This window comes from Arthrobacter sp. Marseille-P9274 (assembly GCF_946892675.1).
GTDB lineage: Bacteria > Actinomycetota > Actinomycetes > Actinomycetales > Micrococcaceae > Crystallibacter.
This window is the reverse complement of record NZ_CAMPOV010000002.1, coordinates 479,355-500,770: the sequence shown is the minus strand read 5'-3', so window position 1 is coordinate 500,770 and position 21,416 is coordinate 479,355. Positions and strand designations below refer to the sequence as shown.

Annotated in this window: 21 protein-coding genes; 14 read left to right on the top strand and 7 right to left on the bottom strand. The window is 68.4% G+C overall.

Annotation, left to right across the window (positions count from 1 at the left end; all coding sequences use genetic code 11):
- Positions 1-28: 28 nt before the first annotated feature.
- Together OC550_RS15535 and OC550_RS15530 are read left to right on the top strand one after the other, a co-directional pair.
- Complete coding sequence (locus tag OC550_RS15535) at positions 29-322, top strand: hypothetical protein (RefSeq protein ID WP_262106821.1); 294 nt, start codon at positions 29-31, stop codon at positions 320-322.
- Positions 319-1,785, top strand: coding sequence for a hypothetical protein (locus OC550_RS15530; protein WP_262106820.1), 1,467 nt, complete (start codon positions 319-321; stop codon positions 1,783-1,785). Before OC550_RS15535 ends, OC550_RS15530 begins: the two co-directional genes overlap by 4 nt.
- On the opposite strand, the gene OC550_RS15525 is transcribed toward OC550_RS15530, so the two are convergent.
- The 4 genes from OC550_RS15525 to OC550_RS15510 form a co-directional block, all read right to left on the bottom strand.
- Positions 1,742-3,373: an FAD-dependent oxidoreductase gene (locus tag OC550_RS15525; protein WP_262106819.1), complete on the bottom strand. Its 1,632-nt coding sequence runs from the start codon at positions 3,371-3,373 to the stop codon at positions 1,742-1,744. The genes OC550_RS15530 and OC550_RS15525 overlap by 44 nt on opposite strands.
- Complete coding sequence (locus OC550_RS15520) at positions 3,370-5,580, bottom strand: molybdopterin oxidoreductase family protein (protein WP_262106818.1); 2,211 nt, start codon at positions 5,578-5,580, stop codon at positions 3,370-3,372. Before OC550_RS15520 ends, OC550_RS15525 begins: the two co-directional genes overlap by 4 nt.
- The gene (locus OC550_RS15515) at positions 5,580-6,974 is read right to left on the bottom strand and encodes an MFS transporter (protein WP_262107181.1); all 1,395 of its coding nucleotides are present in this window, start codon (positions 6,972-6,974) and stop codon (positions 5,580-5,582) included. Before OC550_RS15515 ends, OC550_RS15520 begins: the two co-directional genes overlap by 1 nt.
- A gap of 196 nt (positions 6,975-7,170) precedes the next feature.
- Positions 7,171-7,575 carry a phage holin family protein gene (locus tag OC550_RS15510; protein WP_262106817.1) on the bottom strand — a complete coding sequence of 135 codons (405 nt, stop codon included), beginning with the start codon at positions 7,573-7,575 and terminating at the stop codon, positions 7,171-7,173.
- Positions 7,576-7,649: 74 nt separating this feature from the next.
- On the opposite strand from OC550_RS15510, the gene OC550_RS15505 reads away from it, so the two are divergent.
- The 6 genes from OC550_RS15505 to OC550_RS15480 all read left to right on the top strand — a co-directional run bounded on the left by OC550_RS15505 (position 7,650) and on the right by OC550_RS15480 (position 13,420).
- A complete protein-coding gene (locus OC550_RS15505; protein ID WP_262106816.1) occupies positions 7,650-8,801 on the top strand; it encodes a histidinol-phosphate transaminase in 1,152 nt (383 codons plus the stop codon).
- 146 nt (positions 8,802-8,947) lie between these two features.
- Positions 8,948-10,117 carry a pyruvate dehydrogenase (acetyl-transferring) E1 component subunit alpha gene (gene pdhA / locus OC550_RS15500; protein ID WP_262106815.1) on the top strand — a complete coding sequence of 390 codons (1,170 nt, stop codon included), beginning with the start codon at positions 8,948-8,950 and terminating at the stop codon, positions 10,115-10,117.
- Positions 10,117-11,091, top strand: coding sequence for an alpha-ketoacid dehydrogenase subunit beta (locus OC550_RS15495; protein WP_262106814.1), 975 nt, complete (start codon positions 10,117-10,119; stop codon positions 11,089-11,091). Before pdhA ends, OC550_RS15495 begins: the two co-directional genes overlap by 1 nt.
- A 12-nt stretch (positions 11,092-11,103) precedes the next feature.
- The gene (locus OC550_RS15490) at positions 11,104-12,624 is read left to right on the top strand and encodes a dihydrolipoamide acetyltransferase family protein (RefSeq protein ID WP_262106813.1); all 1,521 of its coding nucleotides are present in this window, start codon (positions 11,104-11,106) and stop codon (positions 12,622-12,624) included.
- A 54-nt stretch (positions 12,625-12,678) separates the two neighbouring features.
- Positions 12,679-13,164: a ribonuclease E activity regulator RraA gene (gene rraA, locus OC550_RS15485; RefSeq protein ID WP_262106812.1), complete on the top strand. Its 486-nt coding sequence runs from the start codon at positions 12,679-12,681 to the stop codon at positions 13,162-13,164.
- Positions 13,165-13,204: 40 nt separating this feature from the next.
- Positions 13,205-13,420, top strand: coding sequence for a hypothetical protein (locus OC550_RS15480; protein WP_262106811.1), 216 nt, complete (start codon positions 13,205-13,207; stop codon positions 13,418-13,420).
- On the opposite strand, the gene OC550_RS15475 is transcribed toward OC550_RS15480, so the two are convergent.
- Together OC550_RS15475 and OC550_RS15470 are read right to left on the bottom strand one after the other, a co-directional pair.
- On the bottom strand, positions 13,417-14,727 hold the full coding sequence (locus OC550_RS15475; protein WP_262106810.1) for a PLP-dependent aminotransferase family protein: 1,311 nt from the start codon (positions 14,725-14,727) through the stop codon (positions 13,417-13,419). The two genes, OC550_RS15480 and OC550_RS15475, sit on opposite strands and share 4 nt — an antisense overlap.
- Positions 14,728-14,821: 94 nt before the next feature.
- Positions 14,822-15,793: a helix-turn-helix transcriptional regulator gene (locus OC550_RS15470; RefSeq protein WP_262106809.1), complete on the bottom strand. Its 972-nt coding sequence runs from the start codon at positions 15,791-15,793 to the stop codon at positions 14,822-14,824.
- 300 nt (positions 15,794-16,093) lie between these two features.
- On the opposite strand from OC550_RS15470, the gene OC550_RS15465 reads away from it, so the two are divergent.
- The 3 genes from OC550_RS15465 to OC550_RS15455 all read left to right on the top strand — a co-directional run bounded on the left by OC550_RS15465 (position 16,094) and on the right by OC550_RS15455 (position 17,477).
- On the top strand, positions 16,094-16,228 hold the full coding sequence (locus tag OC550_RS15465; RefSeq protein WP_262106808.1) for a hypothetical protein: 135 nt from the start codon (positions 16,094-16,096) through the stop codon (positions 16,226-16,228).
- A 95-nt stretch (positions 16,229-16,323) separates the two neighbouring features.
- Entirely contained in the window at positions 16,324-17,295 is a 972-nt protein-coding gene (locus OC550_RS15460) for a lantibiotic dehydratase C-terminal domain-containing protein (RefSeq protein WP_262106807.1), read from the top strand.
- Positions 17,292-17,477, top strand: a complete 186-nt coding sequence (locus OC550_RS15455; protein WP_262106806.1) for a hypothetical protein — start codon at positions 17,292-17,294, stop codon at positions 17,475-17,477. The genes OC550_RS15460 and OC550_RS15455 overlap by 4 nt, the downstream gene beginning before the upstream one ends.
- 102 nt (positions 17,478-17,579) lie before the next feature.
- Here the strand turns inward: OC550_RS15455 and OC550_RS15450 are convergent, their stop codons facing one another.
- A complete protein-coding gene (locus tag OC550_RS15450; protein WP_262106805.1) occupies positions 17,580-18,215 on the bottom strand; it encodes a hypothetical protein in 636 nt (211 codons plus the stop codon).
- Between the two features lie 383 nt (positions 18,216-18,598).
- Here OC550_RS15450 and OC550_RS15445 point away from each other — a divergent pair, with 383 nt between their 5' ends.
- From OC550_RS15445 to OC550_RS15435, 3 genes are read left to right on the top strand one after another with little or no spacing between them, the layout of a single operon-like run.
- Entirely contained in the window at positions 18,599-19,435 is an 837-nt protein-coding gene (locus tag OC550_RS15445; protein WP_262106804.1) for an ABC transporter permease, read from the top strand.
- Positions 19,432-20,205 (top strand): ABC transporter permease, encoded by a 774-nt coding sequence (locus OC550_RS15440; RefSeq protein WP_262106803.1) that lies wholly within the window; start codon positions 19,432-19,434, stop codon positions 20,203-20,205. Before OC550_RS15445 ends, OC550_RS15440 begins: the two co-directional genes overlap by 4 nt.
- Positions 20,195-21,046: an ABC transporter ATP-binding protein gene (locus OC550_RS15435; RefSeq protein WP_262106802.1), complete on the top strand. Its 852-nt coding sequence runs from the start codon at positions 20,195-20,197 to the stop codon at positions 21,044-21,046. The genes OC550_RS15440 and OC550_RS15435 overlap by 11 nt, the downstream gene beginning before the upstream one ends.
- Positions 21,047-21,416: the final 370 nt, after the last annotated feature.

The following is a 21,416-nucleotide window of genomic DNA, read 5'->3' as shown; positions in this document are numbered from 1 at the left end:
AGCGTGGTGGCATCGGAGAGGAGACATCATGTGCGGTCTTTGGGTAAGTACGACGCCGGGACTGGCGGGCGGTGCCGACGGCGTCAGGGCGGCGGCACAAAAGCTGTTCAGCTGCGAGGATGAACTGCTGAGGCTGAACGGCGAGCTGGACGGGCTGGAACTGGAAGCGTGGGTTTCGCCGGCGGGCCGTGCCTTCCGGGAAAGCCTGCAGCTGCGCAGGCTGCGGCTCGACCGGGCCGCAGCCGAGGTGGCGGAGGCCGCGGCGGCTGTGGACGCGTTCGGCCAAGCCGCCGCAGCGTCGCCCGTCGATCCTTTTTCATGACGGGGCACGTGCTCCAGCCCGGGGCAGGCGGGTACACAGGCTGGCCGAAGCCGCCGGATCCCGGCGGAGCCTTCAGCGTCCGCGGCGGCGTGGGCGGGATGAAGTTCCAGTGGCAGGAACTCAGCGATGCCGCGGCCAAACTGGGCGCGGTGGCGGATGATGCCGACGCCGCCTACGGGGACCTTGTGCTGGTCCAGCTGGCACTTCAGGACCCGCGCCTGGCCTGGTTGCCCTCGCGGGTGGCGGCGCAAGCCGCGGTATCGGAGGCGGCAGAGGTGCTGGGCAGGTCCATCACGGAGATCAGGGACCTGGCCGGGGAGGTCGCTGCTGCCCACGCCGCCTACCGCCTCGCCGAAGAAGCGGCCGCGTGGGGCATGGACCAGGTGCACGGAGCCACCTGGTGGGTCAGCACTCCGCTTGGCATGGCCGGAAACGAAGGCCGGCCGACCCGTGACGGCGCGGAGCTGGCGATCGTCCACGGTCCGGCTACCCTGGGGGCGCTGATGGGGCTGCCGCCGTCCCTGCTGGCGCTGGCCGGCAGGTCTTCCGCTGCAGCCTCCCCGCGGGAAGCAGCGGCCGCGCTGGTCGGCAGTGCCAACTCCTTCGGGCTGCTGCGGGCGGCTCCGGTCTCCGTGGCGAAGACCGCCCGGCCCGCCGGCGAAATCAGGCTCGAGCCGACCGCCGCGGCCCTGCTGGAACGGGCCGAAGCGGCAGCCGACGCGGGACCGGGGACCATCGAGATCCTCGAGGTCCGGACGCCGGAAGGAGCCCGCTGGGTCGTCACGCTGCCGGGCACCCAAGCGTCGGGGGCGGCCGAGGCCACGGCCAATCCGTTCGACGAGACCGGCGTGGCCGAAGCGCTCGCGGGGAACAGCCGGCACACCGCGGAGGCGGTCTCCCGGGCGCTCTCCGACGCCGGCGCCGCCGCCGGAGACCCCGTGGTGCTGGTCGGCTACAGCCAGGGCGGAATGCATGCCGCGAACCTTGCCGCCAGCGAAGAGTTCCGGGCGCGCCATGATGTGGCGTACGTGGTGACTGCGGGCTCGCCCGTCGGCGGGACGGCGATCCCGGACGGAACCGGCGGACTGCACCTCGAACATGTCCAGGACTGGGTTCCCGGCGCGGACGGCCAGCCGAACCCGGACACCCGGGACCGTGTCACGGTCACCCTGACGGGCAGGGTAGCCACCCCGGAGGGCGAAGGCGCAGGCCTGGGTCCCGGGCATGACTTCGCCAACTACGTTGCCGGCGCGCGGCAGCTGGAAGGCAGCCGGGACCCGTCGGTCGCCGCCAGCTCCGCCGTGCTCGGCACCGCGCTCGCCGGCGGGGGAGCCGCCCGCAGGCACCTGTTCACCCTCCGGCGTCAGTCCCAGCCGCAGAACACCCCGAAGGCCGCGCCGTCCGGGCTGCCCTCTCCGCCTAGCCGGCCGGTGCGGCCTCCAGCCCGCGGTGTGCCTCGATGAGTTCCTTGATCCGGGACCTGCAGCCGCCGCAGCCGGTGCCGGCCCGCGTACAGGCGGACACCTCCTCAGTCGTAGAGCAGCCGCCCGTAATGGCGTCCTCGACGCTGCCGAGCGTTGCTCCGGTGCAGCGGCATAGCGTCGAGTCGGGATCGGCAGGCCCGGCGCTGTCCGGCAGTGCTTCGACCGCATCGAGCCGGAACATCGCCGTCCGGTCGGCCGGCAGTTCCGCTCCGCGCTCGAAGAGCAGCACGAGTTCGGCCGCAGTCCTCGGCATGCCCACGCAGACGAGGCCCTCGAGCACACCGCCGCGGGTGACCATCTTGGCGTACCGTCCGTGTTCCGGGTCTGCCCACTGCGAAACGTGCCGCGGGGCGGTGCCCGGTTCGTGCGGCACGTCGTCCCAGAGTTCGGCGCCCACGTCGCCCGCGGACGCCATGTCCACCCCGCGCGCTTTGAGGAGGATCACCGGCGGGCGCTCGGCCGGCAGCCTGTCCGGACCATGCCGTTCCGTTCCGGGCGGCCGCCTGTCGGCCGCGGGCTGTTCCCCTCCGGGTGGCGTGCCGCCTGCGGCGGCAGCGGCGAGCAGCTGTCCGGCGAGGAACTCGGCCTGGCGCCAGCCCGGGCCAAGCAGTCCCAGCGGCGCGCCGGAACCGGGACCGCACTCCGGGCAGCCGTCCTGCCCGCAATTGACCTGGGCGCAGTCGCCGATCGCGAAGACGCGGCTTTCGACGTCTGCCTCAAGCCGGTGGTTGACCACGATGCCGGTGTCGACGGCGAGCCCGCAGCCGTCGGCGAGGGCGGTTCGCGGTCGGACGCCGCAGGAGAGCAGCAGCAGGTCGGCCGGCAATTCGCTGCCGTCGTCGAGGACCAGCGCGTCGAACCGGTGCCGGCCCCCGGGCTGGTTGCGGAAGCGGATGCCGGACGAGCGGGTGTTGGAGACCAGCTTGATACCCCGGTCCCGCAGCGCCCCAGCGAGCACGGCTCCGCCCCCTGCATCGATGCTCCGTCCCAGCGGCCGCGGACCATGATGGACCACCGTGACCGATGCGCCCTCGTCGGCAGCCGCGAGCGCGGCCTCGATGCCCAGGATCCCTCCGCCGAGCACGATGACCTCTCCGCCCGCGGCGACCACGTGCCGCAGCCGGGCGGCATCGCGCAGGTCGCGCAGCGCCGTCACGCCCGGCGGGAGCAGGTGCAGGGCGGAAGGATCCGGGTTGAGACCGGTCAGCGTCGGGACCACCGGGCGGGCGCCGGTGGCCAGCACAAGCCGGTCGTATGGCTCGACGCTGCCATCGTCGAGCAGCAGTTGCCGGCGCGGCCGGTCGATGCGCCGCACCGTCCGGCCCAGGCGGACGATGGCCCCGTGGCGGCGCAGGTCGGCCTCGTCCGCCAGCGCGATCGCCTCGGCCGCGGTCCGCCCAACTCCAACATCGGCCACCAGGACCCGGTTGTAGGCAGCCTCGGTCTCCGCGCCGATCACGGTGAGCCTTATCAGCCCCTCGCCCGCCGCGGGGAGCAGTTCGTCCACCAGGCGGGCGGCTACGGGACCGAAGCCGACGACGGCGATCCGCTCGGGTTGGCGCGTCACAGTGCACCCGCTTTCTCCAGCACGCGTACGCTCACGGAGCTGGTTTTGAATTCGGGCATGCCGGAGACCGGATCGGTGGCGGCGGGGGTGAGCCGGTTGGCGCTCTGGCCGCCGGGGAAGTGGAAGGGCAGGAAGACAGTGTCCGGGCGGATGTCCTGGGTAAGGTCGGCCACGCCGGTGACCGAACCGCGCCCGTTGCCGATCGCGAGCCGGTCTCCGGCCTCGATGCCCAGCCGGTGCGCGGTCACCGGATGGATCTGCAGCGCGAGCTCGGGCTGCGCGGCGGCCAGCTCAGTGACCCGCCGCGTTTGGGTGCCGGACTGGTAATGCTCCAGCAGGCGCCCGGTGGCAAGGATCAGCTCGCCCGGCCGGTGCAGCTCGTCCGGCGGCGCGGCCGGAGCCACTGCGATCAGCCGGGCACGTCCGTCCGCATGGGCGAAGGCGTCCCCGAACAGCCTCCGGGTACCGGCCGAGCCTGCCGGGTAAGGCCAGTAGGCTGCGGCGCCGGAGTCCAGCAGGGGGTAGCTGAGGCCGGAGTAGTCGGCCGGCCCGCCCTCAGACGCCCGGGCAAGCTCGTCGAAGACGGTTTCGGGATCGGTGCTGAAGTCCGAGGGCGCCCCCAGCCGCCGCGCCAGTTCGGACATGATCCACAACTCGGAGCGGGCGCCTGCTGGCGGCTCGATGGCGGCGCGGCGCCGCAGCACCCGGCCCTCGAGGTTCGTCATCGTGCCCTCTTCCTCGGCCCACTGCAGGACCGGCAGGACCAGGTCCGCTTCGGCGGCGGTCTCCGACATGAAGAAGTCGGCAACCACGAGGAAGTCCAACCGCTGCAGGCCGGCGATCACCGCGTTGGCATCGGGGGCGGAAACGGCCACGTTGGAACCATGGACAAAGAGGCAGCGGACACCGCCGGGCCGCCCGAGCGACATCAGCATCTCGACGGCGGGAACGCCCGGGCCGGGCAGGTCCTCGGGCTGGACACCCCAGACCGCGGCGACATGCTCGCGGGCCGCCCGATCCGTGATCTTGCGGTAACCGGGCAGCTGGTCCGCCTTCTGGCCGTGCTCCCGTCCGCCCTGGCCGTTGCCCTGCCCGGTGAGCGTTCCGTAGCCGCTGTGGGCGCTGCCGGGCAGCCCGAGCAGTAGGGCCAGGTTGATGGCGGCCGTGGCAGTGTCGGTGCCGTCGACGTGCTGCTCCACCCCGCGCCCGGTCAGGATGTAGGTTCCCCCGGTCCCGTTCCCCGCGGCGGCTTGGCGCACACCACCGGCCAACCGGTGCGCCGTCTCGCGGATCAGCGCGACCGGCACTCCGGTGACCTCCTGCACCCGGGCGGGCCACCAGCGGTTGAGGCTGCGGCGCAGCTCCTCGAAGCCGGAGGTGCGCCGGGCGATGTAGTCCGTGTCGGCGAGCCCTTCCTGCAGCACCACGTGCGCGATGCCCATCAGCAGGACCATGTCGGTTCCCGGTGTCGGAGCCAGGTGCAGCCCGGCCCCGGAGCCGGTCAGCGCGGCCGTGGCGGAGCGCCGCGGATCGACCACGATCAGGCCGCCGGCATCGCGGGCGCCCTGGAGATGCTGCACGAAAGGCGGCATGGTGTCGGCAACGTTGGAGCCCAGCAGCATGATGGTGCCCGCGCCGTCCAGATCCTCCAGCGGAAAAGGCAGGCCGCGGTCCAGGCCGAAGGCCCGGTTCCCCGCGGCTGCCGCCGACGACATGCAGAACCGGCCATTGTAGTCGATCCGCGAGGTCCGCAGCGCCAGCCGCGCGAACTTTCCGAGCTGGTACGCCTTCTCATTCGTGAGGCCGCCGCTGCCGAACACGCCCACCGCATCCTGCCCGTGCATCGCCTGGGTGCTGCGGACGGCACCGGCGGCGAGGTCGAGCGCCTCTTCCCAGCCGATCGGCCGGAAGCTCCCGTCGTCACCGCGCAGCAGGGGAGCGGTCAGGCGCTCCGGCGAATTCAGCAGCGTACTGGACGACCAGCCCTTGCGGCACAGGCCGCCTCGGTTGGTCGGGAAATCCCGCCCGGCCACCGCCAGCCCGGGCTTGCCCGCGGAAGCCGCCATCCCGCCGTCGTGCGCGGAAGCCGGCACCCCGGACCTGCCCGCGGAAGCCGCCATCCCGCCGTCGTTAGCGGAACCGCCGGCGGGCGACAGGCGCATGGCGCACTGCAGCGCGCAGTACGGGCAGTGCGTCGCGGTGCCCATCAGACGCCGCCCTTGGCCATGACGGATCCCGGCCGCAGGTAGCAGAACCAGGTCACCGCGAGCATCAGCACGTAGGCCGCCACGAACCCGTAGAACGCCCCGTTGTAATTGCCCCCGGCTGCGTGCGAGGCGCTGAGCACCTGGGGAATCACGAAGCCGCCGTAGGCGCCGATGGCGGAGATCAAACCGAGCGCCGCGGAAGACTTGCGCTGGCTGTCCACCTTGCCGCTGCCCCGCACACCGGCCAGCTGGTGCCCGCGGATCGCGAAGATCCTCGGGATCATCCGGTAGGTCGCGCCGTTGCCGAACCCGCTGGCCGTGAACAGCGCGAGGAACAGCGACAGGAACAGCCAGAAGTTGCCCAGCGGCAGGGTCCAGACCACGGCCAGGGCGATCACCGCCATCGTCGCGAACGCCGCCACCGTCATCCTTGCGCCGCCGAACCGGTCCGCCAGCTTTCCGCCGAGCGGACGGGTCAGCGAGCCGACCAGCGGGCCCAGGAAGGCCAGCGATAGCGCCGCCGTGCCCACCGCGAAGGAGGAGAACGCGGGGAACATGTCATTGATCAGCTTCGGGAAGACGCCCGAGAACCCGATGAAGGACCCGAAGGTGCCGATGTACAGCAGGGCCATAATCCACAGATGCGGCTCGCGCAGCGCCGCGACCGAGCCGGCCAGGTCGCCCTTGGCATGCGAGAGGTTGTGCATGTACTTCCGGGCGCCCCACGCGGCCACCAGGATCAGCGGCACCCAGATCAGCCCGCCCAGCGGCAGGTTCACGGAGGCGGCGGCGCCCAGCGTGATCGCCAGCGGGACTACCAGTTGCGCCACCGCGGCGCCGAGGTTGCCGCCGGCCGCGTTGAGGCCCAGCGCGTAGCCCTTCTCCGCGGCGGGGTAGAAGTAAGTGATGTTGGCCATCGAGCTGGCGAAGTTGCCGCCACCGAACCCGGCAAGGCCCGCCACCAGCAACATCACGGCGAACGGCGTCTGCGGATTGGCCACGCACAGCGCCAGCCCGATCGAGGGGACCAGCAGCAGCAGCGCCGACACGACGGTCCAGTTCCGGCCGCCGAAGCGCGGGACCATGAAGGTGTACGGGATCCGCAGCGTCGCCCCGACCAGGCTGGGGATCGAGATCAGCCAGAAGATCTGCGACGTGCTGAAGTCGAAGCCTGCCGCCGGCAACTGCACGGCCATGATGGACCAGAGCTGCCAGACCACGAAGCCGAGGAACTCGCAGAAGATGGACCAGCGCAGGTTGACCGTGGCCAGGGCACGGCCCTCGGTTTCCCAGAGCTGCTTGTCTTCCGGGTCCCAGCCGTCCACCCAGCGCCCGGGCCGGATCCGCAGCCGGGAAGCCGCGGCGGCAGGTGCGCCGGCCGGGCCGGTCCTCAGTTCAGTCTGGTCAATACTCACGCGGTCCTCCAGGGGGAGCAGTTTTCACCGATGGAGAAGACTGTAGGAACCGCGTGTTTCGATTCCGGCGGCGGGACGTTACGGCCGCATCAAAAGTGCCTCACGGCGGGCCGGACGGACGGTGAGAACGACGCCGGGAGGGCGGCTTCGGCGTCCAGGTGAGCCGGGGCGCGGGTCAGCGCGTGTTGGTGATCAAGCCGGCAATCAGCGAGACGACGCTGATGATGAGCGAGCCGAGCACGGCGGTCCAGAAGAACGAGTCGATCACGAAGTGCACCGGGGTGAAGCCGGAGAGCCAGGCCGTGAGCATCAGCATCAGCGCGTTGATGATGATCGTGAACAGGCCGAGGGTCAGTATGGTCACCGGCAGCGACAGCAGGCTCACGATCGGGCGCACGATGGCGTTGACCAGCCCGAAGATCAGCCCGATGAACAGGAAGGCCAGCACGACGCCGACCGTTTCGTTTCCGCCTGCGGCTGCGGCCGTCGACGTGGTCTCCATGAAGATGCCGGGCAGCAGCCAGCTGGCCACCCACAGCGCGAGGCCGTTGATCAGGACACGCACGATGAACTTTCCCATGGCCTCATGCTGTCACACGAGCCGCCGGAGCACACCGGACAGGACTGTGCCTTGGCCCACGTATTCTTTAACCCATGACTTCTGCAAGGAACTTCACCGATGACGCTGCGGTCCAGGAAGATCCCCGCGCCGCCGCCGTCGCTCCCCGCCCCGTGGTTGCCCAGCTGCCCAAGTATGCCGCAGGGAAGCCGCCCGCCGTGATCGAGGGGCTCCAGCCCTACAAGCTCTCGTCCAACGAGAACCCGCTGCCGCCGCTGCCGGAGGTGCTGGCCGCGATCAACTCCCAGCACAACATCCAGCGTTACCCGGACCCGTTGAGCACCGCGCTGCGCACCGAACTGGGCCGCTTCCTGGACGTGCCGGCGGAGGATATCGTCACGGGTGCCGGCAGCCTGGGTGCGCTGGTGCAGATCCTGCAGACCTTCGCCGGGCGGAATCCGGACGGCACCGCGGACGAGGTTGTCTACGCGTGGCGGTCCTTCGAGGCCTACCCCATCATGGTGGGACTGGCCGGCGCGGAAAGCGTGCAGGTGCCCAACCGGGCGGACGGCGCCCACGACCTGGAGGCGATGGCGGCCGCCATCACCGAACGGACCCGCGTCGTCCTGCTGTGCACCCCGAACAACCCGACCGGTCCGGCGCTGACCACGGCCCAGGTGGAGGCCTTCCTCGCGAAGGTTCCCTCCGACGTCGTTGTGGTGATCGACGAGGCGTACACCGAATTCGTGCGCGACCCCGAGGCGGTCGACGGCATCCGGCTCTATCGCAACTACCCGAACCTCATCGTGCTGCGGACCTTCTCCAAGGCCCACGGGCTGGCGAACCTGCGCGTCGGCTACTCCGTGGCCAACCAGAGCCTGACCCAGCACCTCCGGGTCGCCGCCACCCCGTTCGCTGTATCCAGCCTGGCTGAGGACGCCGCCATCGCCTCGCTCAAGCACTACGACAAGGTTGTGGAAAGGGTGCAAAGCCTGGTGGACGAGCGGGAGCGGGTCGTCGCCGGACTGACAGATCTTGGCTGGAAGATCCCGGAGACCCAGGCGAACTTCGTTTGGCTGCCGCTGGGGGCGGATTCGCAGGACTTTGCGCAGTTCGCAGGGACGCAGGCCCTCTCGGTGCGCGCATTCCCGGGCGAGGGAGTGCGCGTCACCGTCGGCGAGGTCGAGGCCAACACCCGGTTCCTGGCGCTGTGCGCGAACTACACAAAGGGCCCCGGCGTTTCCTGATCGTAATAGGAACAGGGTCGCTGCCCGGTGGCAGTAGGCTAGGGAGCGGAAAACGACCGATATATGCCCCGCGGGTGATCTATTCCTTCGCGGGAATATAACAGCACAGGCGAGGCTGGAGAGCTCCTCGCCGGCGAGGAGTTCGTATGGGCGCTGAGCACCTGCCCACCTCGGAATTCGAGATTGCGGAACTGGAGCAGTCCCTGACCGCCAGCGATCCCGCTGACGCGCCGGACATGGTGCAGCTGCTGGGCGCGGACGGCGTCCTGCAGTTCGACGCGCGCTTCAGCCCCTTCGCCGAGCACCTGGACGCTGAGGCGCTGCGCGGGCTGTACCGGGACATGTTCCTGATCCGCCGCTTCGACCAGGAGGCCACTGCGCTCCAGCGTCAGGGCCAGCTGGCCCTGTGGCCGCCGCTGCTCGGACAGGAGGCCGCGCAGATCGGCTCCGGCCGCGCGCTGCTGCCGCAGGACTACGTGTTCCCCACGTACCGGGAACACGGCGTCGCCCTCACCCGGGGCCTGCAGCTCTCCTCCCTGCTGCAGCTGTTCCGGGGCATCACCAACGGCGGCTGGGACCCCCGGGAGAAGAACTTCCACATCTACACGCTGGTGCTTGCTGCGCAGACGCTGCACGCCGTCGGCTACGCGATGGGAATCCAGCGGGACCAGGAGGACGCGGTCAGCGTCGCGTATTTCGGTGACGGCGCCAGCTCCGAGGGCGATGTCCACGAATCCATGGTGTTCGCGGCCTCCAATCAGTCCCCGGTGGTTTTCTTCTGCCAGAACAACCACTGGGCGATCTCGGTGCCCACCGAAGTCCAGTCGAGGATCCCGCTGTCCAACCGCGCCAGTGGCTACGGCTTCCCCGGCATCCGCGTGGACGGCAATGATGTGGTGGCGGTTCACGCCGTCACCCGCTGGGCCCTCGAGCACGCCCGCTCCGGGAAGGGGCCGGTGCTGATCGAAGCCTTTACCTACCGGATGAGCGCACATACGACGGCGGACGATCCCACCAAGTACCGGCTGTCCTCCGAAGAGGCGGACTGGCGGCAGCGGGATCCGCTGGCCCGGCTGGCGCAGCACCTGCGCGGCGCCGGCACCGGGGACAGGTTCTTTGACGAGGTGGCAGCGGAGGGCGAGGCCATGGCCTCCGCGGTCCGCGCCGAGGTGCTCGCCATGGAGGGACCGGAGTTCGAGCAGAGCTTCGACACGGTCTACGCGGACCCGCATCCGCTGGTCGCCGAGGAACTGGCCTGGCACCGGAAATACGAGGCGGGCTTCGCCGACACCGACCGCTCGGGGGAGGGCAACTAATGGCCACGATGACCATCGCCAAGGCGATTACCGCCGGGCTGCGCCGCGCCCTGGCCGAGGACCCGAAGACGCTGCTGATGGGCGAGGACATCGGCGCCCTCGGTGGGGTCTACCGCGTGACGGAAGGGCTGCAGGAGGAGTTCGGGAAGGACCGCGTCGTCGACAGCCCGCTCGCGGAGTCCGGCATCATCGGCACCGCCATCGGCCTTGCCATGCGCGGCTACCGCCCCATCTGCGAGATCCAGTTCGACGGATTCGTGTTCCCGGCCTTCAACCAGATCACCACCCAGCTGGCCAAGATGCACGCGCGCACCAGCGGGCAGATCTCGGCCCCCGTCGTCGTCCGCATTCCCTACGGCGGAGGGATCGGGTCCATCGAGCACCACTCGGAGTCCCCGGAGGCGCTCTTCGCGCACACCGCCGGCCTGCGGATCATCACGCCCTCCAACGCCCACGATGCGTACTGGATGACCCAGCAGGCGGTCACCTCGAATGATCCGGTCATCGTCTTCGAGCCCAAGCGCCGGTACTGGCTCAAGGGCGAGGTGGACACGGAGCGGGCCGGGCTGGACGCTTTCCGCGCCGCCGTCCTCCGCGAAGGCACGGACGCGACGGCCGTGGCCTACGGCCCCCTGGTGCCCGTGGCACTCGCCGCCGCGCAGGCCGCCGAGGAGGACGGCACCAGCGTCGAAGTGATCGACCTGCGCTCCATCTCGCCGATCGACTTCGACACGGTCACCGCCTCGGTGCAGAAGACCGGCCGGCTCATCGTCGCGCACGAGGCCCCGACCTTCGGCGGCATCGGCGGGGAAATCGCCGCACGGGTCAGCGAACGCGCCTTCCTGAGCCTGGAGGCCCCCGTGCTCCGCGTCGGCGGCTTCCACATGCCTTACCCGGTGGCCAAGGTCGAGGAGCACTACCTGCCGGACATCGACCGCATCCTCGAGGCCCTCGACCGTTCGCTCGCCTACTGATCCGGAGTTCCCATGTCGAACACATTTATCTTCAACCTGCCAGACGTCGGCGAAGGCCTCGTCGAGGCGGACATCGTGTCCTGGAAGGTCAAGCCCGGGGACACGGTGGCGATCAACGAGGTGATCGTGGAGATCGAAACGGCCAAGTCCCTGGTGGAACTGCCGAGCCCGTATGCCGGCGTCGTGGCCGAACTGCTGGCCGAGGAAGGCCAGACCGTGGAAGTAGGCGCCCCGATCATCGCCGTCCGGCCCGCCGGGGCCGAAGCGCAGGCCGAGCCGGAGAAGCCCGCCGGCGACGCCCTCGCCGAGGCGCTGCCCGCCGCGCCGGGCGAGGCCCCTGCGGCGGCGCCCGAACAGGAGCTGAAGCCGCTCGTTGGTTCGGGGCCGAAGGCGGATGCGGTCAAGCGCCGGCCGCGCCGCAGCGCCGGGGTCACCGCTCCAATAACGACGACGGCGGATGCCGCCGAGGGGAGCGGCGCCCCGGAAGATACCTCGCTCGCCAACGCTCCCGCCGGGCACCATCACGGCGTCTCCGACTCCAGCCCGGCCCACCACGCTCCGCACGTGCCGCCCGTTCCGGCGGCGCCCTCTGCCGAGCCCGCCGGGCTGAAGCACCGCCGGGCGGACGCGCAGGCCGCCGTCTCCCGGCTGCTGAACCGCGTGCTGGCCAAGCCGCCGGTGCGCAAGGCCGCCAAGGATCTCGGGATCGACCTGGCGGACATCGTGCCGACGGGCCGCGGCGGAGAAGTCACCAAGCAGGACCTGCTCAGCTACCAGGCCCAGCGGGACGCCGAGCTGGACCAGGCCGAGACGTTCTGGGCGCCGAGCAAGAAGCCGCAGGACCAGCGGATCGAGCGCGTACCCGTCAAGGGCGTACGGAAGGCCACCGCGAAGGCGATGGTCGAATCCGCCTTCAACGCGCCGCATGTGAGCATCTTCGTGGACGTCGACGCCTCGCGGACCATGGAGTTCGTCAAGCGGCTCAAGGCCAGCCGGGACTTCGAGGGGATCAAGGTCTCCCCGCTGCTGATCTTGGCCAAGGCCGTCATCTGGGCCGCCGCGCGCAACCCCTCGGTCAACGCGACCTGGACGGACGATGCGATCCTGGTCAAGCACTTCATGAACCTGGGCATCGCCGCGGCCACCCCGCGCGGCCTGATGGTGCCCAACATCAAGGACGCCCAGGACCTCTCGCTGAAGGAACTGGCCATCGCGCTGAACCAGCTGGCCACCCGGGCCCGCGAGGGCAAGACCCAGCCGGCGGAGATGCAGGGCGGCACGCTGACCATCACCAACATCGGCGCGCTCGGCATCGACACCGGCACGCCGATCATCAACCCGGGCGAAGTGGCCATCGTCGCCTTCGGCACCATCAAGCAGAAGCCGTGGGTGCTCGACGGCGAGGTCATTCCCCGCTGGATCACCACCCTGGGCGGCTCCTTCGACCACCGCGTGGTCGACGGGGACCTCTCCGCGCGCTTCATGGCGGACGTGGCTTCGATCATGGAGGAGCCGGCGCTCCTGCTCGACTAAGCCGCGGCACCGTCGTTCGCTATGATCGACAGCAGTGGCGAGGAGGAGCGAACGATGACCGAGACGACCGGCACCGCTGTACAGACTGCCGACCTTTACGACGAGCGCGGCGAGGAACTGCAGTCCGTCCCGCTGCAGTTCCTGGACCTTGGCGCGAACACGACCTTTAGCGGGCCTGTCCGCACCATCCGCTGCCACGAGGACAACGGCCTGGTGAAGTCCGTGCTGAATTCCCCGGGCGACGGTTGTGTCCTGGTGGTTGACGGAGACGGATCGCTCAACACCGCGTTGATGGGGGACCTGATCGCCGCGGCGGCCGTGGAGAACGGCTGGGCCGGCGTCGTCATCAACGGCGCCGTCCGGGACCGTGCCGTGCTGGCCGGCCTGCCGCTGGGGATCAAGGCGCTGGGCAGCAATCCCCGCAAGAGTGCCAAGGAGTCGGCAGGCGAAGTGGACGCGCCGGTGGAATTCTCCGGCGTGCAGTTCCGTCCCGGCGCGATGCTCTACGCGGACCTCGACGGCATCCTCGTGGAGCGCTGAGCCGCCGGAAGCACCGCACGTCTGTGACAGACTGGGAGGCATGAGCAACAACCGCCCCACGCGCCGCGACGACCCTGGCATCCCCCGCATCGACTGGCGCGGCACCCTTTGGGCGATGCTATTCATCTTCCTGCTCAGCTACGTCTTCATCGCGCTGTTCCCGGGCATGCACGCCATCCTGCGCATCGTGCTGGTGCTCGCCCTCTACTTCGCCGGCCGGTACGTGTACCACCGGTACCTGAAGAAGCGGCGCTAGGCGTCCTCAGGCAGCTGCGCCTCTCCCGCCTCGATGGCCTCGGCGATGACCGGGGCCAGCCGGCGGACGCCCTCGCGGATCCGGTCGCCTGCCACGGCGCTGAAGGCCAGCCTGAGCCGGTTGGACGGCTCGTCCGACGGCGTGAATGCGGCTCCCGGGATGAACACGACGCCGGCGTCGATAGCGCGGTGGAGCAGCGGGTACGTGTCGATTCCCGGCGGCAGCGTCACCCAGACGAAGAAGCCGCCTTCGGGGCGCGTCCAGGTGACCCCCGGCGGCATGAATTCCTTCAGCGCGGAAAGCATCGCGAGGCAGCGCTCCGCATAGAGGTCGCGGTAGGTGGTGATCTGGCCGCGCCAGTCGTGCCCGTCGAGGTACTCCGACACCAGCATCTGGTTCAGCGTGGGCGGGCACAGCGTCACGGCTTCGCTGGCCAGGTAGAACCGGCGCTGCAGGTGGGACGGCACCAGCGCCCAGCCGATGCGCAGGCCCGGGGCGAGGATCTTGGAGAACGAGCCCATGTAGATCACGTCCGCCGGATGCCCCGCCCGCAGGGGCGGAATCGGCCGACCGTCGAAGCGCAGCAGCCCGTAGGGGTTGTCCTCGATGATCAGGATGTTCGATTCCTGGCAGATCCGCACGATCTCTTCCCGCCGTTCGGCCGCCAGCGTGATGCCCGAGGGATTGTTGAAGTTGGGGATCGTGTAGAGGAACTTGATGTTGCCGCCGGCGGAGCGGACCTCGGCGATGCGCCGCCGGAGCTCATCCGGAACGAGCCCGCGGTCGTCCATGGCGACGGCTTCGACGTTGACCTCGTAGGCTTCGAAGGTATTAAGCGCACCGACGTAGGTCGGATCTTCGCACAGGACGGTGTCCCCGGGGTTGCAGAACACCTTGCAGGCGACGTCCTGCGCACTCTGGGATCCTACGGTAACGACGACGTTCCCCGGGTCGGCATCGGTGATGCCTTCCTCGGCCATGACCTCGCAGATCTGTTCCCGAAGCTTTTCCATGCCCTGGCCGCCGCCGTACTGCAGCGCGGTGAGGCCGTGTTCGGTGACGAGCTTGTAGGCCATCCCGCCGATCTTTTCCAGCGGCAGTGACTGCAGGAACGGGTTGCCCCCGGCCAGCGAGACCAGCCCCGGCCGCAGCGAGATGTCGAAGACGTCACGGACCGCGGACTGCTTGATCTTGGACGCCCGCTCGGAAAACAGCTCGTGGTGGCGGTGGGAGGTCGCGGCGCGCTCCAGAGCGACCTCGGTCTCCGTGGAAAGATCGGCGGGCGCAGTCGGCTGATGTGCTGTCACTCACACAGGATAACCCGCCATGTTGCCTTAGGGGCAACTCCTGTTTACTTTGCGTGGTTGGTTCCCGGGCTGACGGCAGGCCGGTCCGTCCTGGTCAGAGCCAGCCGGCGTCCTTGGCCTTGAGCGCGGCCTGGAAGCGGCTTTCGGCGCCAAGCTGCTCCAGCATCCAGGCGATGTGCCGCCGGCAGGTCCGGACGCTGATGTCGAGCCGGCGGGCGATCACTTCGTCGGAGTGGCCCGAGGCCATGCCGCGCAGGATCGACTGCTGGACGCTGTTCAGCTGGGCGGCGGGGCTGTCCTCGTCCGAGTTGTAGGGCGTCGCGAGCTCCCAGGCCACGTTGAACAGATGGGTGAAGACGTGGATGAGCTTCGGGTCGCGCACCACGAGCGCCCCGCGGTCGTCGGGGAAAAGCTGGCGGGCCACAAGGGCCAGGTTCCGGTCGAAGATCAGCACCTTCAGCGGCACGTAGGGAAGGGTCCGGTATTCGAGCCCGGCCGGAGCCGTGGCTGCTACGGCCTTGCGGGTCGGCACATGGTCCAGCGTGCTGGTGCTGTAGAGGTTTTTGCGCACGACCCCGCGGCCGAGCAGTTCCAGGTCCTTCTGGATGCTCTCCTCATGCACTTCCGCGGTGGAGCCCGTGCCGGGCTGGCTGATCAGGACCTGCTCGCTGACGTCGCGGCCGTAGTCGATCAGCAGCTTGCGGATGACTCCGGGGTCCTCCAGCACCTCAACCGTCGAATCGAGGCCGACGTTCTTCCGCGCCGCCAGATACGAGGGAACCAGGGCGGCCATATCGCTGCGGTGTCCGCTGATCTTGGCCCGCAAGTCGATCAGCAGCCGCTCGTCCGCGTCCACCAGCTGGGAGAGCGCGACGTCCGGGGGGATGGCGATGAAGGCCTCGATATGCGGTGCCGGCTGCTGCAGCAACTTGCGGCTCACTAGTTCCGCGATTGCGGCGTTGAGGTCACGTATCGTGTAGCCCAACGCCGTGGAAGCAGACTCTTTCGTCCATTCCGGATTGGCTACGGCGTGTTCGTACAGTTCGAAGGCTGTGCCGCTCAGCATCCGCTGCCCCCTCGGCTGGTTTGAGACTGGTAAGTGAATGCCATGTCCGGTTGTTGCCAATCGGTTTAAGTAGGCACGTTCAAATCATACCTTTGGTGCTGAAACCTTGGAATCTCAAGGGATTTTCGGGTCAATCACCGGTGGCATCAAGCGGACACCCGCCGGCGCCTGTCCCAATGTGTGCATGTCCGGTTCCTGCCCCTCCTCCGGCTGGACACCACCCGGGCTGACACGGAACTCTTGAAGTTGTCGGGGGGCATTCCCCGATGGTTTGCCACTCACACCCAAAAGGGGAATGACATGTTCAAGAGGATCGCCAGCATCACGGCAGGTCTGCTGGTTGCCTTCGGTGCGATCTCGGCAGCCACTCCTGCAGTGGTAGCCGAGCAAGGGCCTAAGCCCAACAGCACACCGGTCGCAGCCTGGGACTGGTAAAAAGCCGCCCCATCCCCAGCATGTAGCTGATCCTGTAACCAGGACGGCCAGGCTATTCCTCCCCAACCACCAGCGAGCTAACCAAGGAGAAGCGCATGAGCCAGCTGACAGCCATCCGCACCTCGGAAACGCTCAGTCTCAAATCATACTGGTGGGTCCTGTCTATATACACGGGTAGACAGGACGTAGCCGAAACCGTCATAGGAGAACTGGTTACGCCGCTGGTGGCCCACGCTCGCCGCGAAGGCGTGGGCCGCTGGTACTTCGGTCATCATGTTGATGAGGTGGGGCCTCACATAAAGGTCCGGTTCCTGGGCCACCGCTCAGCCCTCGATAGCCTCCAGAGGTTTGAGTTGGCGGCCCGGGGCCGGCTCCTTGAAGCCGTGCCCACTGCCAGGATCCAGCAGAACTACGTACTGCCTCCGAACTGCGAGGACCTGGCCGGCCTGGTCGGGCCTGAGCCGGTGTCGATGGTTCACGAATCGGAGCTGGACCGATTCGGCGGCGCCGATGGCCTGGTTCTGGCCGAGGAGGTCTTCGAGCTTTCATCTGAACTTGCGAGCTGGGCGGTTGGCCGCTTCAGCAAGTCGCAGGGGCGGACGGCCCTGGGAGCGCTGTTGCTCTCGGATGCCGCCTGGGCAATGATGAACGGCCCGAAGTCCGCCCAGTGGCCGGACCGGCGCAGGCTGTCCTGGAACTACTGCTGGGACAACCATTTGAGGGTCTCGACGTTGGAGCTCGGGCGCGGTGCTGCAAAGGCGCGCGCCGGTCTGGCTGCCAGTCTTGCCCCGAGGACGGCCCCGATGCACCGCCTGATGGCAGCGACAGCAGCCGAAGGCTCCGTGCAGAACTGGCGCCGCCGCTGGAAGCGGGCAATTGATGCTTACCTCTACCGGGCTGACAAGTCCCGGGTGAGCCGCAGCGCCCAGAACCTTATGTTCAGCCAGTCGCACTACATGATGAATCGGCTTGGCTTCACGATGTGGGAAGAAGCAGCCTTGGGAATCTACGCCCGCGCGTGGACGCCTGATACTGAATCCGCTCTGTTGGAGAAGAGAAGAAGATGACCCCGTTTACGTCGGCCAACGCCGTCTACCTGCGCTCGTCCGAAACTACTGACCAGACCAGCACCGACGCCCTCGAAGAGATGGGCGGGCTCGCCTCGCACGGACCGGACGGCGACCTGTGGAACCTGACCGGGAGCGACTACTCACGGGATGCGGCTTGGGCGGACCACGCCTGGCAGTGACCCTCCTACCTCAATAACCCCATAAGCCACTGGCCGGAACTCCCCCCAACGGTTCCGGCCAGTTCCCTGTCCAAAAACAATCGCCTCCCAGGAAAGCGGCCGCTATTTGCCGCTTAGCAGCTCTTCGACCGGGACGCCGTTGACGAGGACCACGGACGTCCCCGTGCCCGCAGCGGTCGCCGCTGTCTGTTCCAGCTGGCGTTCGATTCGAGGGTCGTCACACGTTCCTCCGGACTGCAGTTGGCCCTCCAGCTCCACCATGACGGTGTCCGCCTCCGTGCTTGCCCGGACGAAGGACAGGTCGGATTGGTACAGCGCGTTGTACAGTCCCGACTCTCCAAGGAACTGCCCCTTGTCGGCGAGCAACCGTTCCATCGCCTCGCGAACTCTGTCCGGAGTGCTCAGGCGCTCCGTATAGGTCGCCACCAGGCTGTCGCCGCAGCCGATGGCTTCGCCGGACCCGCCGGCATCGTCCACCGCCACGTAGTAAAGCGTCAGCGCTGCTGGTGCAGCACTGTCCTGCGTGCCGGGCGGCGACAACACCGGCCCGCTTCCGGTCGCCACTGGCGTCGTCCAGGTCGGGCTTTGCTCCGGGGCGTCCGAGGATGCTCCCACAGTGGCGCTGGCCCGGGTCGTGGCCGGTGACGTGGCGGGCGGCTCCGCCGGCGCACAGCCCGCAAGCGTCAGCAGGGCAGCGGCGACAGCGGGGAGAGCCCGCTTCATCTTCATCGTTTCCACGTCGGATCCCCCTCTTGCGGCGAGCGGGGGCGCGTTCATCCGCATTTACTTCGGACCGGTGACTCACCCCGTCAAGTCAAACGCTACTGCGCCGGTCGGCTGCGGCAAGTGCCAGAGGGCCCTCAGCGGTGGTCGTCTGCCCGGCGTGCGCGCGACGGAATTTTCGTGGAATCACAAACAATTGAGTTTTTCAACTTGATTTGTCGGCCTGCGTCACGGAATATCTTGTGTGTAACGATCATCACGCCGTGTTTGACGCCACTCGGTGGGTCATCTCACACTAGCTAGTGAACAGCTGTTCAATAAGCGAACACTGACGCGGCATCCCGCTCGCTGAGGGGGCACGAAGGAGTGGAAATGAAACGACCGAGGACCGCATCGGTATGACGGCGCAGGCGGTTAACAAGAGCGGTGCCGCGCACGCCGCACCGAAGCGCCCGGCGAGGAAGATGCCGAGCAAGCAGTTGCTGGGCATCGCCGGCATCCTGGCCTTTCTGTTGATCTGGGAGTTGGTGCCCAGGGTCGGTATTGTCGAGCCGCGGTTCCTGCCGCCGGCGTCCGAGGTGATCGGGGCCCTGGCCCGCGATTTCGGCCTGACGGCTTTCTGGGTTGCGGTGGGCGAGACGATGCTGGCCTGGCTGCTGGGCCTGGTGATCGCGATCGTGCTGGCCACGGTGCTGGGCTTCATCATCGGTTCGTCGTCGTTCCTGCGGAAGCTGACTAATTCCACGGTGGAGTTCCTGCGGCCGATTCCGTCGGTGGCGCTGATCCCGCTGGCGGTGCTGCTGTTCGGTGTGAAGATCGAGTCCACGTTGATGCTGGTCGTGTATGCCTCCTTCTGGCAGGTCTTCATCCAGGTGCTGTACGGGGTGACGGACGTGGACAACGTGGCGATGAACACGGCTAAGTCCTACGGGCTGGGCCGGGTGGCCCGGATCCGGTACGTGGTCTTCCCGACCGCGCTGCCGTACCTGATGACCGGCGTGCGCCTGGCCGCTTCGGTGGCGCTGATCCTGGCGATCACGGCCGAACTGGTCATCGGTTCGCCGGGGCTGGGCCGCGAAATCGCATTGGCTCAGTCGGGCGGCGCGATCTCGGGCATGTACGCCCTGGTCCTGGCGACCGGCCTGATCGGCGTGCTGATCAACCTGCTGATGCGCTGGATCGAGCGCAAGACCCTGTCCTGGCACTCGTCCATCCGTTCCGAGGTGATCGTATGAAAATTCTGAAGGGGATCGGGTACGCGCTGGCGCTGCCGGTCATCCTGGTCATGATCTGGTGGGCCTCCACCCTCGGCGAGACGAATTTCTTCGTGCCGACCCCCGGGGTGCTGGCGGAGAAGTTCGGCGAGACCTGGTTCGGTGAGCGGATCGTCTCGGACGTGCTGCCCAGCCTCGGCCGGCTCTTCGTCGGCGTGGTCGCGGCGATCATCATCGGCATCGTGGCGGGCCTGCTGATCGGTTCGATCAAGTGGCTGCGGGACCTGACCGAGCCGGTGCTAGAGTTCTTCCGGGCGATCCCGCCGCCGGTGCTGGTGCCGGTCCTGATGCTGCTGATGGGCATCACGGACGGCATGAAGGTCGTCGTGATCATCTCCGGCTGCGTCTGGCCGGTGCTGCTGAACACCATCGAAGGCGTCCGCGCGATCGACTCGGTCCTCTCCGACAGCGCCCACACCTACGGCATCCGGGGCTGGGCGAGGATCAAGTACCTGGTCCTGCCCTCCGCCGGCCCGCAGATCATGGCCGGTGTCCGCCAGTGCCTGTCCATCGGCCTGATCCTGATGGTCATCTCCGAAATGTTCGCCTCCTCGTCGGGGCTCGGCTTCACCATCGTGCAGTTCCAGCGCTCGTTCGCGATTCCGGAAATGTGGTCCGGCATCGTGGTGCTGGGCCTGATCGGTGTGGCCATGTCGTTCATCTTCCAATTCACCGAGCGCAGGATCCTGCGCTGGTACCACGGCCTGCGAGAGGTAGAAAATGCAGTCTGAGACAACCCCGGCACCGGCCGGCAAGACCCTCCCCGCGAACGAGGCAATGCTCTCGGTCCGCGGCATGAAAAAGGTCTACAAGACCGACGGCGGCGACATCGAGGCCGTCCGCAACCTCACCTTCGACCTGCGCGCAGGGGAGCTGGCCTGCCTGGTCGGCCCGTCCGGGTCCGGCAAGACCACGCTGCTCAAATGCATCGCCGGCCTGATGGCCCCGACCGAGGGCGAGGTGCTGCTCAACGGCACCAGGGTCGTCGGCCCGCCGAAGAAGATGGCCGTGGTGTTCCAGGAGTACGGCCGCTCGCTGTTCCCCTGGATGCGGGTCCGCGAGAACGTTGAACTGCCGCTGAAGAACCAGGGCGTGCCCAAGGCCGAACGCGACCGCCTGGTCGACGACGCCCTGGAAGCCGTGGGACTGGCGCACGTGCCGCAGTCCTACCCGTGGCAGCTCTCCGGCGGCATGCAGCAGCGCGTCGCGATCGCCCGGGCCGTGGCCTACCAGCCCGAGGTCCTGCTGATGGACGAACCGTTCGCCGCCGTCGACGCGCAGACCCGCGCCGACCTCGAGGACCTGATCCGCACCGTCTGGCGCAAGCTCGGCGTGACCGTCCTGTTCGTCACGCACGACATCGACGAGTCCGTCTACCTCGGCCAGCGCGTAATCATCCTGTCCTCCTCGCCGACCGTCGTCCAGGAAGACATCACCATCGACCTGCCCGACGAACGCGACCAGCTCAACACCCGCGCCCTGCCCCGCTTCACCGAACTACGCCACCACGTCTACGAACAGATCCAGCTCGCCAAAGCCGGACACCGCCCCGCAGCCGCGCGGCAGGCCTGACCGCCGTCGATCGTTCCGAGGCGGTCCAGCAGTATCCCGATGGCAGTTGCCCTTCCGTGGGGGAGGGCAACTGCCATTCGCGTATGGGGGATTACGACGGCGGGGGCCGGCTAAGGAGGAATCGACCGTGGGGCGGAGGCAGCCTGGGGGATCCTGGTTGGAAGAGCTCGGTGGTGGGACCCAGCAGGCGGTGCCGGGCTTCGCTGGCAGCAGGCAGGCAGACGGTGACGGCTTCGCTGGCAAGCAAGCAGGCAGGCGATGCCGGGCTTCGCTGGCAGCAGGCAGGCAGACGGTGACGGCTTCGCTGGCAAGCAAGCAGGCAGGCGGTGGGTGGCAGGTGGGCGTGTCCGGGTGGAACCGTTATCGAAAA

Coding starts and splice junctions, on each gene's coding strand:
- OC550_RS15535 (WP_262106821.1), top strand. CDS start 29: ATGTGCGGTCTTTGGGTAAGTACGACGCCGGGACTGGCGGGCGGTGCC.
- OC550_RS15530 (WP_262106820.1), top strand. CDS start 319: ATGACGGGGCACGTGCTCCAGCCCGGGGCAGGCGGGTACACAGGCTGG.
- OC550_RS15520 (WP_262106818.1), bottom strand. CDS start 5,580: ATGGGCACCGCGACGCACTGCCCGTACTGCGCGCTGCAGTGCGCCATG.
- OC550_RS15510 (WP_262106817.1), bottom strand. CDS start 7,575: ATGGGAAAGTTCATCGTGCGTGTCCTGATCAACGGCCTCGCGCTGTGG.
- OC550_RS15505 (WP_262106816.1), top strand. CDS start 7,650: ATGACTTCTGCAAGGAACTTCACCGATGACGCTGCGGTCCAGGAAGAT.
- pdhA (WP_262106815.1), top strand. CDS start 8,948: ATGGGCGCTGAGCACCTGCCCACCTCGGAATTCGAGATTGCGGAACTG.
- OC550_RS15495 (WP_262106814.1), top strand. CDS start 10,117: ATGGCCACGATGACCATCGCCAAGGCGATTACCGCCGGGCTGCGCCGC.
- OC550_RS15490 (WP_262106813.1), top strand. CDS start 11,104: ATGTCGAACACATTTATCTTCAACCTGCCAGACGTCGGCGAAGGCCTC.
- rraA (WP_262106812.1), top strand. CDS start 12,679: ATGACCGAGACGACCGGCACCGCTGTACAGACTGCCGACCTTTACGAC.
- OC550_RS15480 (WP_262106811.1), top strand. CDS start 13,205: ATGAGCAACAACCGCCCCACGCGCCGCGACGACCCTGGCATCCCCCGC.
- OC550_RS15470 (WP_262106809.1), bottom strand. CDS start 15,793: ATGCTGAGCGGCACAGCCTTCGAACTGTACGAACACGCCGTAGCCAAT.
- OC550_RS15465 (WP_262106808.1), top strand. CDS start 16,094: ATGTTCAAGAGGATCGCCAGCATCACGGCAGGTCTGCTGGTTGCCTTC.
- OC550_RS15460 (WP_262106807.1), top strand. CDS start 16,324: ATGAGCCAGCTGACAGCCATCCGCACCTCGGAAACGCTCAGTCTCAAA.
- OC550_RS15455 (WP_262106806.1), top strand. CDS start 17,292: ATGACCCCGTTTACGTCGGCCAACGCCGTCTACCTGCGCTCGTCCGAA.
- OC550_RS15445 (WP_262106804.1), top strand. CDS start 18,599: ATGACGGCGCAGGCGGTTAACAAGAGCGGTGCCGCGCACGCCGCACCG.
- OC550_RS15440 (WP_262106803.1), top strand. CDS start 19,432: ATGAAAATTCTGAAGGGGATCGGGTACGCGCTGGCGCTGCCGGTCATC.
- OC550_RS15435 (WP_262106802.1), top strand. CDS start 20,195: ATGCAGTCTGAGACAACCCCGGCACCGGCCGGCAAGACCCTCCCCGCG.